Annotated in this window: 17 protein-coding genes; 15 read left to right on the top strand and 2 right to left on the bottom strand. The window is 48.2% G+C overall.

What is annotated here, in order from left to right; all coding sequences use genetic code 11:
• Nucleotides 1-7 precede the first annotated feature (7 nt).
• From rplR to WG89_RS16300, 13 genes are all read left to right on the top strand, one after another.
• Nucleotides 8-358 (top strand): 50S ribosomal protein L18, encoded by a 351-nt coding sequence (gene rplR, locus WG89_RS16355; RefSeq protein ID WP_034841770.1) that lies wholly within the window; start codon nt 8-10, stop codon nt 356-358.
• 11 nt (nt 359-369) lie between these two features.
• Nucleotides 370-879 carry a 30S ribosomal protein S5 gene (gene rpsE / locus WG89_RS16350; RefSeq protein WP_062268059.1) on the top strand — a complete coding sequence of 170 codons (510 nt, stop codon included), beginning with the start codon at nt 370-372 and terminating at the stop codon, nt 877-879.
• 3 nt (nt 880-882) lie between these two features.
• Nucleotides 883-1,065, top strand: a complete 183-nt coding sequence (gene rpmD, locus WG89_RS16345) for a 50S ribosomal protein L30 (RefSeq protein WP_062268056.1) — start codon at nt 883-885, stop codon at nt 1,063-1,065.
• 1 nt (nt 1,066) lies between these two features.
• On the top strand, nt 1,067-1,501 hold the full coding sequence (gene rplO, locus WG89_RS16340) for a 50S ribosomal protein L15 (RefSeq protein WP_062268054.1): 435 nt from the start codon (nt 1,067-1,069) through the stop codon (nt 1,499-1,501).
• Nucleotides 1,502-2,827 (top strand): preprotein translocase subunit SecY, encoded by a 1,326-nt coding sequence (gene secY / locus WG89_RS16335; protein WP_062268052.1) that lies wholly within the window; start codon nt 1,502-1,504, stop codon nt 2,825-2,827.
• Nucleotides 2,828-2,858: 31 nt separating this feature from the next.
• Nucleotides 2,859-2,972: a 50S ribosomal protein L36 gene (gene rpmJ, locus WG89_RS29425; RefSeq protein WP_079253874.1), complete on the top strand. Its 114-nt coding sequence runs from the start codon at nt 2,859-2,861 to the stop codon at nt 2,970-2,972.
• A gap of 382 nt (nt 2,973-3,354) precedes the next feature.
• Entirely contained in the window at nt 3,355-3,711 is a 357-nt protein-coding gene (gene rpsM, locus WG89_RS16330; protein WP_062268050.1) for a 30S ribosomal protein S13, read from the top strand.
• A gap of 52 nt (nt 3,712-3,763) precedes the next feature.
• Nucleotides 3,764-4,153 (top strand): 30S ribosomal protein S11, encoded by a 390-nt coding sequence (rpsK, locus tag WG89_RS16325; protein ID WP_034841784.1) that lies wholly within the window; start codon nt 3,764-3,766, stop codon nt 4,151-4,153.
• 16 nt (nt 4,154-4,169) lie between these two features.
• A complete protein-coding gene (rpsD, locus tag WG89_RS16320; RefSeq protein ID WP_062268048.1) occupies nt 4,170-4,790 on the top strand; it encodes a 30S ribosomal protein S4 in 621 nt (206 codons plus the stop codon).
• Between the two features lie 31 nt (nt 4,791-4,821).
• Nucleotides 4,822-5,823: a DNA-directed RNA polymerase subunit alpha gene (locus WG89_RS16315; RefSeq protein WP_062268046.1), complete on the top strand. Its 1,002-nt coding sequence runs from the start codon at nt 4,822-4,824 to the stop codon at nt 5,821-5,823.
• 74 nt (nt 5,824-5,897) lie between these two features.
• Nucleotides 5,898-6,284: a 50S ribosomal protein L17 gene (gene rplQ / locus WG89_RS16310; protein ID WP_062268044.1), complete on the top strand. Its 387-nt coding sequence runs from the start codon at nt 5,898-5,900 to the stop codon at nt 6,282-6,284.
• 333 nt (nt 6,285-6,617) lie between these two features.
• The gene (locus tag WG89_RS16305) at nt 6,618-7,916 is read left to right on the top strand and encodes an amino acid permease (RefSeq protein WP_062268042.1); all 1,299 of its coding nucleotides are present in this window, start codon (nt 6,618-6,620) and stop codon (nt 7,914-7,916) included.
• A gap of 1,003 nt (nt 7,917-8,919) precedes the next feature.
• Nucleotides 8,920-9,663 (top strand): hypothetical protein, encoded by a 744-nt coding sequence (locus tag WG89_RS16300; protein ID WP_062268040.1) that lies wholly within the window; start codon nt 8,920-8,922, stop codon nt 9,661-9,663.
• A gap of 345 nt (nt 9,664-10,008) precedes the next feature.
• Here WG89_RS16300 and WG89_RS16295 read toward each other — a convergent pair whose 3' ends face one another.
• Complete coding sequence (locus tag WG89_RS16295; RefSeq protein WP_153301641.1) at nt 10,009-11,376, bottom strand: KamA family radical SAM protein; 1,368 nt, start codon at nt 11,374-11,376, stop codon at nt 10,009-10,011.
• Nucleotides 11,377-11,724: 348 nt separating this feature from the next.
• Here WG89_RS16295 and WG89_RS16290 point away from each other — a divergent pair, with 348 nt between their 5' ends.
• Together WG89_RS16290 and WG89_RS16285 are read left to right on the top strand one after the other, a co-directional pair.
• Nucleotides 11,725-13,485, top strand: coding sequence for a DUF1302 domain-containing protein (locus tag WG89_RS16290; RefSeq protein ID WP_062268038.1), 1,761 nt, complete (start codon nt 11,725-11,727; stop codon nt 13,483-13,485).
• Between the two features lie 12 nt (nt 13,486-13,497).
• Complete coding sequence (locus tag WG89_RS16285) at nt 13,498-14,862, top strand: DUF1329 domain-containing protein (RefSeq protein WP_062268037.1); 1,365 nt, start codon at nt 13,498-13,500, stop codon at nt 14,860-14,862.
• Nucleotides 14,863-14,923: 61 nt separating this feature from the next.
• Here WG89_RS16285 and WG89_RS16280 read toward each other — a convergent pair whose 3' ends face one another.
• Nucleotides 14,924-15,358 (bottom strand): bactofilin family protein, encoded by a 435-nt coding sequence (locus tag WG89_RS16280; RefSeq protein ID WP_062268035.1) that lies wholly within the window; start codon nt 15,356-15,358, stop codon nt 14,924-14,926.
• Nucleotides 15,359-15,520 lie beyond the last annotated feature (162 nt).

The raw sequence follows: 15,520 nt of genomic DNA, 5'->3' as shown, positions 1-15,520 counted from the left end.
TGAGATCATGATTGATAAAAATTCTGCTCGCCTGCGTCGTGCCCGCCGTGCACGGATGAAGATGCGTGAACTGGGCGCTAACCGTCTAAGCGTTCATCGCACACCGCGTCATATTTATGCGCAGGTGGTTGCCCCTGAGGGTGACAAGGTGCTGGCCTCTGCCTCCACCGTTGAGAAGGAGCTGCGTGGCGAAGCTACCGGTAACGTTGATGCTGCTAAAAAAGTGGGTGCTCTGATTGCTGAGCGCGCTAAAGCAGCTGGTGTTGCCAAGGTCGCTTTCGACCGCTCCGGTTACAAGTATCACGGTCGTGTTAAGGCTCTCGCCGATGCAGCCCGTGAAGCCGGTCTGGAATTCTGAGGGTAGGCATCATGGCGAAAGATGAGCGTAAGCAACAAAACGACGAAGGTCTGATTGAAAAGCTGGTACAGGTTAACCGTGTAGCCAAAGTGGTGAAAGGTGGTCGTATCTTCGGTTTCACAGCCCTGACCGTTGTTGGTGATGGTAAAGGTAAAGTAGGTTTTGGTCGTGGCAAGGCGCGTGAAGTGCCGGTCGCTATCCAGAAAGCTATGGAAGCTGCCCGTCGTAACATGATTCAGGTAGACCTGAACGGTGACACCCTGCAGTACCCTGTGAAAGCCCGTCACGGTGCTTCCAAGGTATACATGCAGCCTGCTTCTGCGGGTACTGGTGTAATTGCCGGTGGTGCTATGCGTGCCGTTCTGGAAGTAGCTGGCGTACATAACGTACTGGCCAAGTGCTACGGTTCTACCAACCCTGTGAACGTTGTTAATGCAACTTTCAAGGGTCTGCGCGACATGCGTTCTCCTGAAGACATTGCCTCCAAGCGTGGCAAGTCTGTAGAAGATATTCTGGGGTAAGTCATGGCTGAGAAGATCAAAGTGAAGCTCGTTAAGAGCACTAACGGTCGCCTCGAAAGCCACAAGGCTTGCGTCCGTGGCCTGGGTCTGCGTCGCATCAACCACACGGTTGAAGTGGAAGATACTCCTTCCGTTCGCGGCATGATCAACAAGGTATCTTACCTCGTTAAGGTCGAAGGAGAATAACATGCGTCTGAATACTCTGAGTCCTGCTGAAGGCAGTCGTAAAGAGCGTAAGCGCGTTGGCCGTGGTATCGGTTCTGGTCTGGGTAAGACTGGTGGCCGTGGTCACAAAGGTCAGAAGTCACGTTCCGGTGGTTCTGTAAGACCAGGTTTCGAAGGCGGTCAGCAGCCTCTGCAACGTCGTCTGCCGAAGTACGGTTTTACTTCACGCAAGGCGCGCTTTACTGCTGAAATTCGTCTGCACGAGCTGGCCAAGGTTGAATCCGATGTGATCGATCTGGCTGCTCTGAAGGCTGCGGACCTGATCAACGGTAGCATCCTGCGTGCGAAAGTGGTACTGTCCGGCGAACTGAACAAGGCCGTAACACTGAAAGGTGTGGCAGCTACCAAGGGCGCTCGCGCCGCGATCGAAGCTGCTGGTGGTAAGATCGAGGACTAAATGGCTAAGACACTACCTGTTGGGAATCAAAGCGGGTTGGGCGAGTTAATCTCTCGCCTCAAATTCGTATTTCTGGCGATCCTGGTATATAGGATCGGAGCTCACATTCCTGTACCGGGCATCAATCCTGATGCTCTGGCACGGATGTTTCAACAAAATGAAGGCACTATTCTTGGCCTGTTCAACATGTTCTCCGGTGGTGCACTGGAGCGTATGTCGGTACTGGCTCTGGGAATCATGCCTTACATTTCGGCGTCCATCATCATTCAGTTGATGACCGTGGTCAGTCCGCAGTTGGAGCAGCTGAAGAAGGAAGGTGAATCAGGTCGACGCAAGATCAGCCAGTATACTCGCTACCTGACAGTGTTGCTGGCGTTCGTCCAGGGTATGGGTATGACCGTAGGTCTGGCCAACCAGGGCGTAGCGTTCAATCCTGATATCAGCTTCTACGTAGTGGCTGTTGTAACCTTCGTAACCGGTGCTGTCTTTATGATGTGGCTGGGTGAGCAGGTTACTGAGCGCGGGATTGGTAACGGCATCTCTATCCTGATTTTTGCAGGTATTGTCGCTGGTCTACCTAGTGCGATTGGGCGGTCTTTCGAGTCCGCCCGTCAGGGTGACATCAATATTCTGGCATTGCTCGCAATTGCCTTATTAGCAATCGCAATTATCGCGTTCGTTGTGTTCATTGAACGCGGTCAGCGCCGTATAACTGTCAATTACGCCAAGCGTCAGCAAGGTCGTAAAGTGTTTGCGGCACAGAGCAGTCATTTGCCACTGAAAGTAAATATGGCTGGGGTAATTCCTGCTATCTTTGCTTCCAGCCTTCTTCTGTTTCCTGCTTCCATTGCACAATGGTTTGGTCAGGGTGAAGGTTGGGAATGGCTTCAGGATATTGCACTGGCGCTTGGCCCAGGCCAGCCGCTGAACATAGTTCTGTTCTCGGCAGGTATCATCTTTTTCTGCTTCTTCTACACTGCACTGGTCTTCAACCCGAAGGACGTTGCAGATAACCTGAAGAAGTCAGGGGCTTTCATCCCGGGTATTCGTCCTGGTGAACAGTCTGCCCGTTACATTGATGGTGTCCTGACTCGTCTGACCATGTTTGGCGCTATCTATATGACAGCGGTATGTCTGCTGCCACAGTTCCTGGTAGTTTCGGCTAACGTGCCTTTCTATCTGGGTGGTACCAGTCTGCTGATCGTAGTAGTGGTCGTCATGGATACTATGGCTCAGGTGCAGTCTCACCTGATGTCACATCAGTACGAGTCACTGCTGAAGAAATCCAATCTTAAGGGCTACGGTGGTGGTGGCCTGACCCGCTAACACCGGTTCTGCAACGATTGTGGAGTGAATAATGAAAGTACGTGCGTCGGTTAAGAAAATCTGCCGTAACTGCAAGATTATCAAGCGCAAGGGCACCGTTCGTGTGATCTGCGTTGAGCCACGTCACAAACAGCGTCAAGGCTGATTGTGTATGAGGTCTTTCGGAATTTTCCGGGCTGTTATGGTCTGACCTCATAAGGCTACAGACAAATACAATCGCTCATGAGTATCATGAGCGGTTGTATTTTGTCGTAGGTGGGATTAAAATTTCCGCCTTTCGACCTGTTAGTTGTGTAAGCATCTAACAATGGGTTGGGAAGCATGCTTTTCAGCATTCTTTTTCAGTATCTTCAGGTACTGGTCTCGCCCAACGTTATCTGCCTATAGATAGCGAAGTAGATAAACGTCGCATAATTGACTGAAAAGTTAATTAAAGAAGTCTACAGGCGAAAATAACCGTGAACTCAAAATGTCCCTGTCTTTCCAGACTAGGATGAACTCACGGAGAAACAAACGGAGACGATTGAATGGCCCGTATTGCTGGCGTCAACATTCCGGATAACAAACATGCTGTTATCTCGTTGACCTACATATTCGGCATCGGCAAGACCACAGCTAAGCAGCTGTGCGAATCCACTGGCGTTAAGCCAGAAGCCAAAATCGCTGATCTGAGCGAAGAGCAACTGGAGTCCCTGCGTGGTGAAATCGCCAAGCTGGACGTTGAAGGTGATCTGCGTCGTGAAATCAGCATGAACATTAAGCGCCTCATGGACCTGGGTTGCTACCGTGGTATTCGCCACCGTCGCAGTCTGCCGGTTCGTGGTCAGCGTTCCAAGACGAATGCTCGCACCCGTAAGGGTCCTCGCAAGCCTATTCGTAAGTAAGTATCAATTAAGAATGGTTATACCGTTCTTATGAAACAGGATTTATTCTGATATGGCAAAGCCAGGTACTCGTTCACGTAAGAAGGTTAAAAAGCAGGTTGTTGACGGTGTAGCTCACATCCACGCTTCTTTTAACAACACTATCGTGACCATTACCGATCGTCAGGGCAACGCTCTGGCCTGGGCCACAGCCGGCGGTTCCGGTTTCCGTGGTTCTCGTAAGAGCACGCCGTTTGCAGCCCAGGTTGCTGCTGAGCGTGCAGGCCAAGCTGCTGCTGAATACGGTCTGAAGAATCTGGATGTCTGCGTGAAAGGACCTGGTCCTGGCCGCGAATCCGCTGTACGCGCTCTGAACGCTTGTGGTTACAAGATCACTAACATCACTGATGTTACCCCGATCCCCCACAACGGTTGTCGTCCGCCTAAAAAGCGTCGTGTATAAGCAGGAGTCGGTATAAATGGCTAGATACATTGGTCCTAAGTGCAAACTGTCTCGTCGTGAAGGCACCGATCTCTTTCTGAAGAGCGGTGTGCGCCCACTCGAGTCAAAGTGCAAAGCAGAAATTCCTCCAGGTCAACACGGACAGCGTCGTGGTCGTTTATCCGACTACGGTGTTCAGCTTCGTGAAAAGCAGAAAGTTCGTCGTATCTACGGCGTTCTGGAGAAGCAGTTCCGTAACTACTACAAGGCCGCTGATCGCAAGAAAGGTGCAACAGGTTCAAACCTCTTGCAACTGCTTGAAGCTCGCCTTGATAATGTAGTTTACCGCATGGGATTCGGTTCCACCCGTGCCGAAGCACGTCAGCTGGTAAGCCACAAGGCAATTCTGGTAAATGGAAAGGCTGTAAACATTCCTTCCTACCAGGTTCAGCCAGGCGATGTTGTCGCTATTCGCGAAAAAGCGAAAAACCAGCTGCGTATCAATGCAGCACTGGAGCTGGCCGCTCAGCGTGGGTTCTCTACCTGGGTTGAAGTTGATTCCAGCAAGAAGGAAGGTACCTTCAAGGTGCTGCCCGAGCGGAGTGACCTGTCAGCTGACATCAACGAAAACTTGATCGTCGAGCTGTACTCCAAGTAAGGGATAGACAGTTAGGTGGGGTGTAACATCCATGCAGAATTCGGTTACTGAATTTCTAACTCCTAGACACATTGATGTCGAGGAAATTAGCCTGACGCGTGCTAAGGTAACTCTGGAACCGCTTGAGCGTGGTTTTGGACATACCTTGGGCAATGCTCTGCGTCGTATCCTTCTTTCTTCCATGCCCGGCTGTGCCGTGACGGAAGTAGAAATCGACGGCGTACAGCATGAATACAGTGCGATTGAAGGTGTTCAGGAAGATGTTATTGACATCCTGCTGAACCTCAAAGGTCTTGCTATTCGCATGACTGGCCGTGACGAAGCAACACTGAGCCTGACCAAAAAAGGTGCTGGCCCTGTGACTGCTGCGGATATCCAGTTGGACCACGATGTTGAAATCGTTAACCCGGATCATGTGATCGCCAATCTGAATGAGAAAGGCGACCTGAACATGAAGCTGAGAATAGCTCGTGGCCGTGGTTATGAGTCTGCTGACAGCCGTCATCAGGATGAAGAAGAGACCCGTGCTATTGGCCGTCTGCAACTGGATGCCACCTATAGCCCTGTTTACCGCGTCTCCTATGTCGTTGAAAGTGCTCGTGTTGAGCAGCGTACCGACCTTGACAAGCTGGTTCTTGATCTGGAAACCGACGGTACTCTGGATCCGGATGAAGCCATCCGCCGTGCTGCAACTATTCTGCAGCAGCAGCTGGCAGTATTCGTTGATCTGGAAGGTGAGGCTGAGCCAGAGCCAGTTAAGGAAGAGGATGAAGTTGATCCGATCCTGCTGCGCCCTGTGGATGATCTCGAACTGACCGTACGTAGTGCTAACTGCCTGAAGGCAGAGAACATCTACTACATCGGTGACCTGATCCAGCGCACTGAGGTTGAACTGCTCAAGACCCCGAATCTGGGTAAGAAGTCCCTGACTGAAATCAAGGACGTTCTGGCCTCCCGTGGTCTGAGCCTGGGTATGCGTCTCGACAACTGGCCTCCAGCCAGTCTGAAGGGCGACGACAAGATTTCTGCTTAAAGCAGCCATTAGCTTCTTCACTCACTCCAAAAGAGTGAGTGGAAGGCAAATGGTAGAATGAGGAAGTTTGTGCCATGCGTCATCGTAAGAGTGGCCGCAAGCTCAACCGGAACAGTTCTCATCGCAAGGCGATGTTCAAGAACATGACTGCTTCTTTGGTTGAGCACGAAGTAATCAAAACAACACTGCCTAAGGCTAAAGAGCTGCGCCGTGTTGCTGAACCGCTGATCACCCTGGCTAAGGAAGATAGCGTAGCTAATCGTCGTCTGGCGTTCGATCGTCTCCGTAACAAAGCGACTGTTGGTAAGCTGTTCTCTGAACTGGGTCCTCGCTTCAAAGAGCGTCCAGGCGGTTACATCCGTATCCTGAAGTGCGGATTCCGTAAGGGTGATAATGCACCTATGGCTATCGTTGAGCTGCTGGATCGTCCAGTTGCTGAAGCGGAAGCTACTGAAGAGTAAGTTTTACTCTTCTATAAAAAAACCGGACCTTGTGTCCGGTTTTTTTTATTTAGATGGACGTAATGTATCCCTCAAGCGTACGACTATACAATGTAGAAGTGTGAGCGAAGCAGGATCCACGAGCTGTGGAGCAGTTACAGGGGGATGTCTCATAAAACCATCATTATTGAAGTCGATTTAACCTGCCTCACATCCACCTCATTCCATACGTGCTAACAAATTTGAGTCTGTTAAATCTGGTAGCTCTGTCGAGCTGGCCTCTTTGACCAAAACCCTGACGTCTTTTTGCTGTCTATACTGCATAGGCAATCATGTTCAGCTGTCTGAGGATCTATGTCTAATCAGGGTATCGAAGCCAAACGATCTGTTGATAAAAACTCTACTTCAGAATGGACGGCCAGAGATACTGGCTGGATGTTTAGCCATATAGGTACCGGTATAGGAGCAGGCCTGCTTTATTTGCCCATAGCTGCGGGCAGCGGTGGCGTGTGGCCTCTTCTGATGATGGCTCTGGTAAGCGGGCCAATGGTTTTTCTTACCCATAGAGGGCTGACACGCTTTTGCCTGTCTTCAAAAACGCCAGACAGTGATATCAGTTGCACGGTCAGAGAGAACTTTGGCGAAAAAGCCGGCCAATGGCTAATGCTGATCTGTTTTCTCTCAATGTTCCCGGTACTCCTGCTCTATAGCATTGGTATTACCAATGTCACCGAAAGTTTCATTGTCCATCAATTGGGAATGGTCGAAGGTGTAAGTCGCCCGTTGCTGGTTTTTTTGCTGGTAACAGGCATGATCATGCTGTTCTGTGGCTCTGAGCAAAGACTGTTGAAGCTGATCAGTAGTCTGGTCTTCCCTTTAACGGTGGTTCTTCTGTGCATGGGGCTGTATTTGATCCCGCAATGGAGAATGGAGTTTCTTACGCAGGAAGTGACTCTTGTCGATACGGTAAAAACCTTTTTGCTGACTTTACCTGTACTGGTATTTTCTTTTTATCATGCGCCTGTCTGTTCATCCTTTGCGCAATCTTATCGCCGTGAAATCCCGGATTTGCATCGTTGTATTGCCAAAACTGATCAGATTCATTTCAAAAGCTCAATTATATTGCTTCTTATTACCCTTTTTTTTGTGCTGTCTTGTGTACTGGCTTTGACTCCTGAGCAGATTGAACAGGCAAGGCTTCAAAATTTACCCACACTCTCAGTATTGGCTAATCAGCCTGGTAATCGATTTTTCTCTACTCTGGCGCCTGTGATTGCATTTATTGCCATTCTGACATCTTTCTTTGGCTTCTTTCTTGGAACCATTGAAGTATTGAATGGTTTCATTGGTGTTGGCCTGGAAAAGTTCAGACCGGGTCATTTAACGATTCCTTCAGGTCGGCCTCGTCGGTTAAGTCTGTTAGTCGTAGCAATGGGTTGCTGGATTGCTGGTGTGGGTAACTGGAGTGTCTTGATGATACTGGATGCGATAGTAGCGCCCATGATGGCGATTATTTTATTCTTTATTCCAGTTATGGGTCTCTATAAGTCCAAGAAGCTTAGACATTACCGTAAGCCAAGAAATGATTTGTTTGTGGTGATTGTTGGCATGATTGTGGTGGCAGGATTTCTGGTTTCACAGTTAATAAAATAAAAAAAACCGGGCCCCCTCAAACCCGGTTTTCTTTCTGGCTATGGCTTTGCTTCTTATAAGACTTCTCCTTATTTTTCAGTTTGCTGATTTTATTGTTTTTCTTGTGAACGACAGTGCTTGTTGAGCTCTTGGGTTCTAATATAGGTGATAGTGCCTATTGGTTTCTTGATCTAAATCAATAAAAGGTAGGTGGTAATACCTATTGGTTTTTGATGCTTTTCAATAGACGAAAAAAAACCGGGTCCCCTCAAACCCGGTTTTTTCTGCTGGCTAAGGCTCTGACTTTTGAACGTATAGGCTACTCCACTCATGCATTGATAGAACAAACTGATTGACTGCTTGGACAGCGTTTTATTGCTGACCGCTTTGTTTGTGGTTTCACTATAAGTAAAAGCACTTATCTTAATTTTGATCTGGATCAATAAATGCTAAGTATGAATACTTATTTTTGAATTGGGCACTGGTTGGGATGAAATTCGTTAGAGGCAGGCAGAGGTTTCGATTATCAAGTTAATTAATTGTTTAATAGATACATAAGAAACAGGCATAAAAAAACCAGGTCCCCTCAAACCTGGTTTTTTTATTGGCTGGCTACATCAAGTGTTATGCTTTTTATACTTGGTTCCTTGTATCATTTTTTATTATGACATTGTTTTTATTCTACATTCGCCCTCGCTCCTGTGGTTTCTACTATACGTAACAACGCTTATCGAGAGATTGACGCAGATCAATATTTTTGTTCGTGTGTAGGTGTTATTCGCATAATAGTTGGCATGGGATTCGCCTATGTTCATCCGTTTTCGTTTATTTGTGAATATGCCTGTTTGTTGTTATTTATCCTTGTCAGACAATTTTTCCTGCTCTGAGGCATGTAACAAGCAGACCGACCTCAAGTGAGAACTACGTTTGTGCATCCATTGCAAATTATTGAATTCAAAACTGTCTATCTTGAAAAAGCTGTCTAGTCTGATGAAAGTTTCAGCCACCAGGTAGTAGTAAACTGATGAAACTCATTCAATTCATCGCCACAGCTTCATTTCTGGCTTCTTGTGCTTCCTTTGCCAGTCCCGTTCCCGAGAATTCTCAGGGAAGCTCTCTGAATCAGTGTCAGAAACGTTTTGGCTCTTCAGGCCTTCATACCTATGTATTTGGTTTTTTGCCGTTACAGGGGGATGTATTTCACGGGAGGGTGACGATAGGTGAAAGGGTTCAGAAAGATGAGGTTACTGCTGAAACGCCCTTTACAGATGGCTCCCTTGAATATTTTTTCAGTCGAGATGCAAAAGTCTATGACTTGACATTAATGCCCAATGACAAGCCTGAAGATGCTTCTGTTTGTGAGGATTATGAAAGTGAAGCAGGTTCGGATATGGAGGTTGTTCAGTTTAACTGGAATGGCAAGCCGCCAATGAATGAGATAACCAGCTGGTCGTTGAAATATCATTCTCTCGGTCCACTGTCCTGTTATATAGGGGCAGAGCCTGGCTATGTTGAAATTGTACTGATGTGTAAGGTACATGTAGGTAAAACACTGGTCTATCCATACCAGATTTTTGACGAGCTGAAAGCTTTGTTCTCTAAATCTGAGATAGTGAATACGGTATGTCAGTCTCTGGGTGAAGAAGCTCGCCGGGGAACTGAGGAAAAGTGCAAGAGAAATATAAAGAATCTAGACGACTATGTACTTAATACTCGGCATAATCAGCCGCTGAAACTTATAAATGGTCACGACAATACGCTCAAGTAGTGTCGAAATATAAGTTTGTAAATAAAAAAACCGGGTTCCCTCAAACCCGGTTTCTACTGGCTGGCTTTGTGACTGATCCCGCTTATTATTCTTGGTTCCATACTTGAAGCTGTTTGAATTGTCTGGCGTGGCTCGTAACTCGCTGAATTATTCTTATTAACTCGTTGCTGCCAATCGCGCTCACAATTTCAGTATACGTACATCCACCTATCAAGTTTTGATCTGGATCAAATTAATTCGGAATATACTTATCGGTGTTCAAGTTAACGGGTTTGTACTTTCATGGATAAAAGTCATTTCACCTTGAAGAGTGAAATGACTTTCTTTGTTAGTAACGATTAAAACTTAAAGTCCGCGAGCCTGGCACATAGCCTTGTATTCATCTTCGTAGAAGAACTTTTCTTCACCAAAGGCAGGTTTAAGGTCATCCAGCCAGGTCGCTTCTTCATCATACTTGGCGAAGAAAGGCTTATAACACCACTCAGGGTTACGCCCTTGGAGGAAGCGAAGAACAAATACTTTCTCGCCATTCACTTCTGTAATACCTGTGATTTCCACTTTACCTGGGCCTGCACTCATGGAAGGTCCACGCACGGTACGACCAAGGCCAGACATCTGGATAATGGCTTCCTGGTAAATGTTGTAGGCACGAGCCAGTGGGATTTCGAAATAGTGCTTGGCTCCCGTGTCACGGGCAACAAAGAAGTAATAAGGGATGATGCCCAGAGACAGTTGGGTCTTCCAGTTTTCAACCCAGACAGAAGCGTCATCATTGATGTGTCGTGTCAGTGGTGCCTGGGCGCGAAGGTTGGCTCCGGTAGCACGAATTCGCTTGATGGCTTCTTTACAGATATCGGTCTTCAGTTCTGCATAGTGGTCAAAGTGGGCCATGAAAGCCAGGTGCTTGCCAGAGTCTGCAATTTTCTTGAACAGTTCGAGTAACTCTTCAGCGTCATCGTCACTGACAAAACGGTATGGCCAGAAGGTCAGTGTTTTTGAGCCAATACGAATGTGACGAATGTGGTCAAACTCAGGTTCCAGCAGAGGCTCAAGGTAAGCCTTGAGAATCTTGGTCTTCATGACCAGTGGATCGCCACCGGTAAACAGCAGGTCGGTGATTTCAGTGTGAGCTTTCAGATAGGCGTGCATGGTGGCCGCATCTGTGGAAGCCATTTTCAGTTCATTGTCGCCAATAAACTGGGCCCAGCGGAAACAGAAAGTGCAGTAACTGTGACAAGTCTGGCCCTGACTTGGAAAATACAAGGCAGTTTCCCTATATTTATGCTGCATGCCTTGGACAGGCTCGCCTTCCAGCATAGGTGCATTCATCACCTGTTGACCCGCAGGGTGAGGGTTCATGCCCAGTTGAATCTCATGAGCCAGCTTCTTGATGGTTTCGCGACTTTCCCCAGCTTCGTGTAGTTGTGCCATCAGATTGAAGTCTGCAGCCTTCAGCATTTCCTTCTGAGGGAACATCAGTCTGAATATGGGATCAGCAGGGATGTTATTCCAGTCGATCAATTCATTAATGACATATTCGTTGACACGAAAAGGCATGACGCTGGCCACGACCTTGATATCAAACTGCATGGCTTCAGGCAGCTTCCGAAACTGCTCAATACTGTCGATGTTTCTTTCAGTAAATACTTTATAGGGGCGATCGGAGCTGTCGGAAGAAGCTATCAGGGTTTCTGTGGGCGTAGAGTCAATCAAGGAACATCCTCATGGGTAGACCGATACCGCCACTTCCAGTCAGTGAATCAACTGCAAATGGGGTCCTGGCTTTTTTTTCGTGAAAGTGTTTCAGCCTCTGAGTCACAGGGAATACTGAAAAGGCACAATGAAACTCAGGCCGAATTTTTTCATAAAGTCTGATCACGGAGCATCCGCTATCACCGTGGGATCATAGGGCTCTGGTAGGGGTTTCTTGTAGTTCTATAAGGGCAGTCAAAAAAGCCATGGGAACTTACTCTTGTACGGGGAGTGTTGACTAAGGGCCTCTTTTTCTTATACTTTCTATCGAGTGAGCGTTCGTTAAAATAACAATAAAGAGCCGGAACCATGCAAAAAAGAACAAGACCCCCTCTCTTTTCATACGGAGTCGTGCTGGGCTGTTGCCTTTCAGCAACGGCCAGTGCCGTTCAGTTCAGTCATGGGGAAATTGACGGTCAACTGACTTCCCAGCTCTCCATTGGTGCCAGCTGGAGTACTGAGAAGGCCAGTGATGATCTGATTGCCATAGGAAATGGCGGTAAAGCATTCAGCAGTACGATGGACGATGGACGTCTTAACTTTGATAAGGGCGATAGCTTTTCCGAAATTTTTAAAGGTGTTCATGAGCTGAGCCTCAACTATCGCAATTATGGTGCTTTCATCCGTGGAAAATATTGGTATGACCGTCGTCTAAAAGATGGAAATGTAAACCATGGTCATGCTCCCACGGGGTATGGCAACACCCAGCGAGACAAGAAGCTGGACGACAGCTCCTTTGATGATCCGGCCAAGTTTTCCGGTGCCGAAATCCTTGATGCCTATGTTTACGGTGAGTTTGAGCTCGGTGAAGTTTTGATGGATCTGCGCCTTGGAAGGCAGGTTGTCAGCTGGGGTGAAAGTACTTTTATCAGAGACGGTATCAATACCATTAACCCCGTGGATCTGAATGCCTTTCGCCGTCCAGGTGCTGAGATCAAGGAAGGGCTAAGGCCCGTCAACATGATATATGGTAACTTCAGCCTCTCTGAAAACTTCACCATGGAAGCCTTCTACCAACTGAAGTGGGAAAAAACGGTGGTCGACGGTTGTGGCTCCTTCTTTTCCAGCAGTGATGTGGTGGCCAGTGGTTGTGACAAGTTGACATTGAGTGGTTATGCACGCTCCGACGAACAGGCTTTAGCCGTACCCAATGATCAGGGCTTTATGTCCCGAGTCAAGGACAGGGAGCCCGGAGATTCAGGCCAGTATGGTTTGGCTTTTCGCTATTTCTCACCTGAGCTGAACGATACAGAATTTGGTCTTTATTACATAAACTATCACAGTCGTATTCCGTTCTTTGGAGGCGTAGCCCTCAATCCTGGTGTCAGCCCTGCCGTCTACGCCATGGAGTTTCCGGAAGATATAGAAGTCTATGGCTTCAGCTTCAGTACCTCTGTGGGGGATTACTCAGTAGCCGGTGAAATCAGCCACCGTCCTGATCAACCTGTGGGACTAAACAGTACCGACTTGTTGTTCGATGCAGTGACCGGTGGAAGTACTGGCTTTATTCCGGGAAGACTTGCTCCAGGAAAGTCTTTCTCTGGCTTTGATCGTTTGCCTGTCTCTCAGGCCCAGGTAACCGTTACCCGCTTTTTTGATCAGGTTCTTGGTGCCAGCCGTCTTACCCTGCTCGGCGAAGTGGGTTACTCCCATACAGGTGATCTCCCCAGTACTGACAAAGTTCGATACGGCAGAGCCCCCGCTTTTGGTATCGGTAAAGGCTGTAATGCCGCAGTACCTCCCTTCAGCCCTGCATCAGGCAATGATTGTACAAAGAATGGCTACGTAACTTCCGGAGCCTGGGGCTATCGTCTGTTAGCTGCTCTGAATTACAGCAATGTGTTTGCCGGAGTAAACCTGACACCAAAAGTGGCCTTTGCACATGATGTTGATGGTTACTCTGCGACAGGTGTCTTTTTGGAAGACCGTCAGGCACTCAGTATGAGTCTGGCAGCAGACTATCTGAACACCTACACCGCCAGTATTTCCTACAACACTTTCTGGGGAGGGAAATACAACACCTCCAAAGACAGGGATTACGCGGCTATCAGCTTCGGGGTCAGCTTTTAAGGGACTGATATTATGAACGTATTGAAAACAAACAAGATCTTTTCGCTGCTTGTGAGCGCCTGTCTGCTGTCAACATCGCCCGTTGCTATGGCCAAAGTATCTCAGGCGGATGCTGCCAAGCTCGGAGTTACTTTGACTCCAGTGGGGGCAGAAAAGTCTGCCAACGGTTCAGGCAGTATTCCGGCCTGGGACGGTCAAGTCGTGAACACAATGGATGAGCAGGGATTCCTGAAGAATCCTTTCCCTCAGGACAAGCCGCTCTATGTCATTACCAGCAAGAACATGGATCAGTATAAGGAGCTGCTGACAGAGGGTCATAAAGCGTTATTCAAAGCTTTTCCTGACAGTTACAAAATGCCTGTCTATAAAACCCGAAGGACAGCAGCCTATTCAAAAGAACTCTATGAGAACGCCAAGGTCGATGCGGTCAGTGCGGAACTGGCCAACAAGGGTAATGGCGTGGTGGGCTTCAAGGGCAATGTTCCTTTCCCCATTCCTGCCAACGGGCTTGAGGTTTACTGGAATCATATTAACCGCTTCAAGGGTGGCAGTATGCAGTGGGGCAGTATTCTTGCGCCAGTGCAAACCAACGGCAGTTACAGTCTGATTAAAGTAGAGGACAAGCTCGTTTGGCCAGACTACCTGTTGGACCGTGGCAGTTTTGATGCGGATAACCTGCTTTACTTCTATACCCGTAAAGTCACAGCCCCCGCGCGAATGACTGGTAATGTTCAATTGGTTCGAGAGCCTCTGGATCATATCAAAGAGCCAAGAGGTGCCTGGGTTTATAATGCAGGCCAGCGTCGTGTGAGAAGAGCCCCTACCATTGCTTATGATGGTCCGGCGTTTGCCTCTGAAGGTATGCGTACATCCGATAACATCGATATGTTTAACGGTGCACCAGATCGTTACAACATGAAGCTGATGGGTAAGAAGGAAATGCTGATTCCTTACAATGCCTATCAGGTGGCCTCTCGTGATCTTAAGTACTCTGACATCATTAAAAAAGGTCATATCAACCAGGAACATGCCCGCTATGAGCTTCATAGAGTCTGGGTTGTAGAAGCTACCTTGAAAGAAAGTGAGCGACACATTTATGCCAAACGTGTTTTCTATGTGGATGAAGATACCTGGCAGATTGCCCATGTCGACCATTACGATGAGCGGGGTAACTTATGGCGTGTAGGGGAGGGGCACATGGCCTTTTTCAGCAAGCCGATGATGAGCTGGTACTCACTGGGCACGCTCTACGATCTGATTGCGCGCAGATATTTCGTTGACTGGTTGATGAACGAAGAACCCAAGGCAATCGACTTCTCACGTACCGCCAGGAGTCGGGACTTTACGCCTTCCTCACTGCGTCGGGCAGGTAGATAGTTGCAGCAAGTGCTGGTGGGCAGAAAAGAGAGGAAAGAGAAGACCCTTTCCTCTTGGGGAATCAGGCAGACTCTAGCTGCTTGATTTCCTCTTCTTCCGTGTGGTTGGGAAGCAATTCGCCACTCTTGTGCATACGCTCCATCTTGCCGTTGATCGCCGCACCGGCCACCATTTCCATGACGTCGTAGTATACGTTGCCTTCAACATGCGCTTTAGCGGACAGTTCAAGCTTTTCAGTGGCGTAAACGTCGCCTGTTACACGACCGTTAATTACTACGTGGGCCGCCTGGATATTCCCGTCAACACTGCTGCCGGAGATCAGTTGCAGTTTACCGTCACTGGAGCTGACATTACCCTTGATCCGGCCCTCAACATGGACAATGCCTCTGAAACGGATATCGCCTTCTACTTCAGTACCTGCAGCAATCAGGGTGATGGTATCGTCGTTTCTGCTGCTACTGACCGGGCTGTTTTCTGAGCTGTTCTTGCCCCACATGGTGAACTCCTTAAAGTGCTTAACCCGCTATACCTGAAAACAGTAATTGTCTTTGTAGTGAAACGACAGTGGTCACTGTTTTTCAAGGTGAAAATTCAAGGGGTGAATCATCCTTCATTGGGCCCCCGGCTTCAATGTGTAAACGTCACTAATGAGAGTTTG

The sequence above is a fragment of the Endozoicomonas arenosclerae genome (assembly GCF_001562015.1).
In the GTDB taxonomy this organism is placed as follows: domain Bacteria; phylum Pseudomonadota; class Gammaproteobacteria; order Pseudomonadales; family Endozoicomonadaceae; genus Endozoicomonas_A; species Endozoicomonas_A arenosclerae.
The sequence above is the reverse complement of the archived record's forward strand: the minus strand, read 5'-3'. Positions and strand labels throughout refer to the sequence as shown.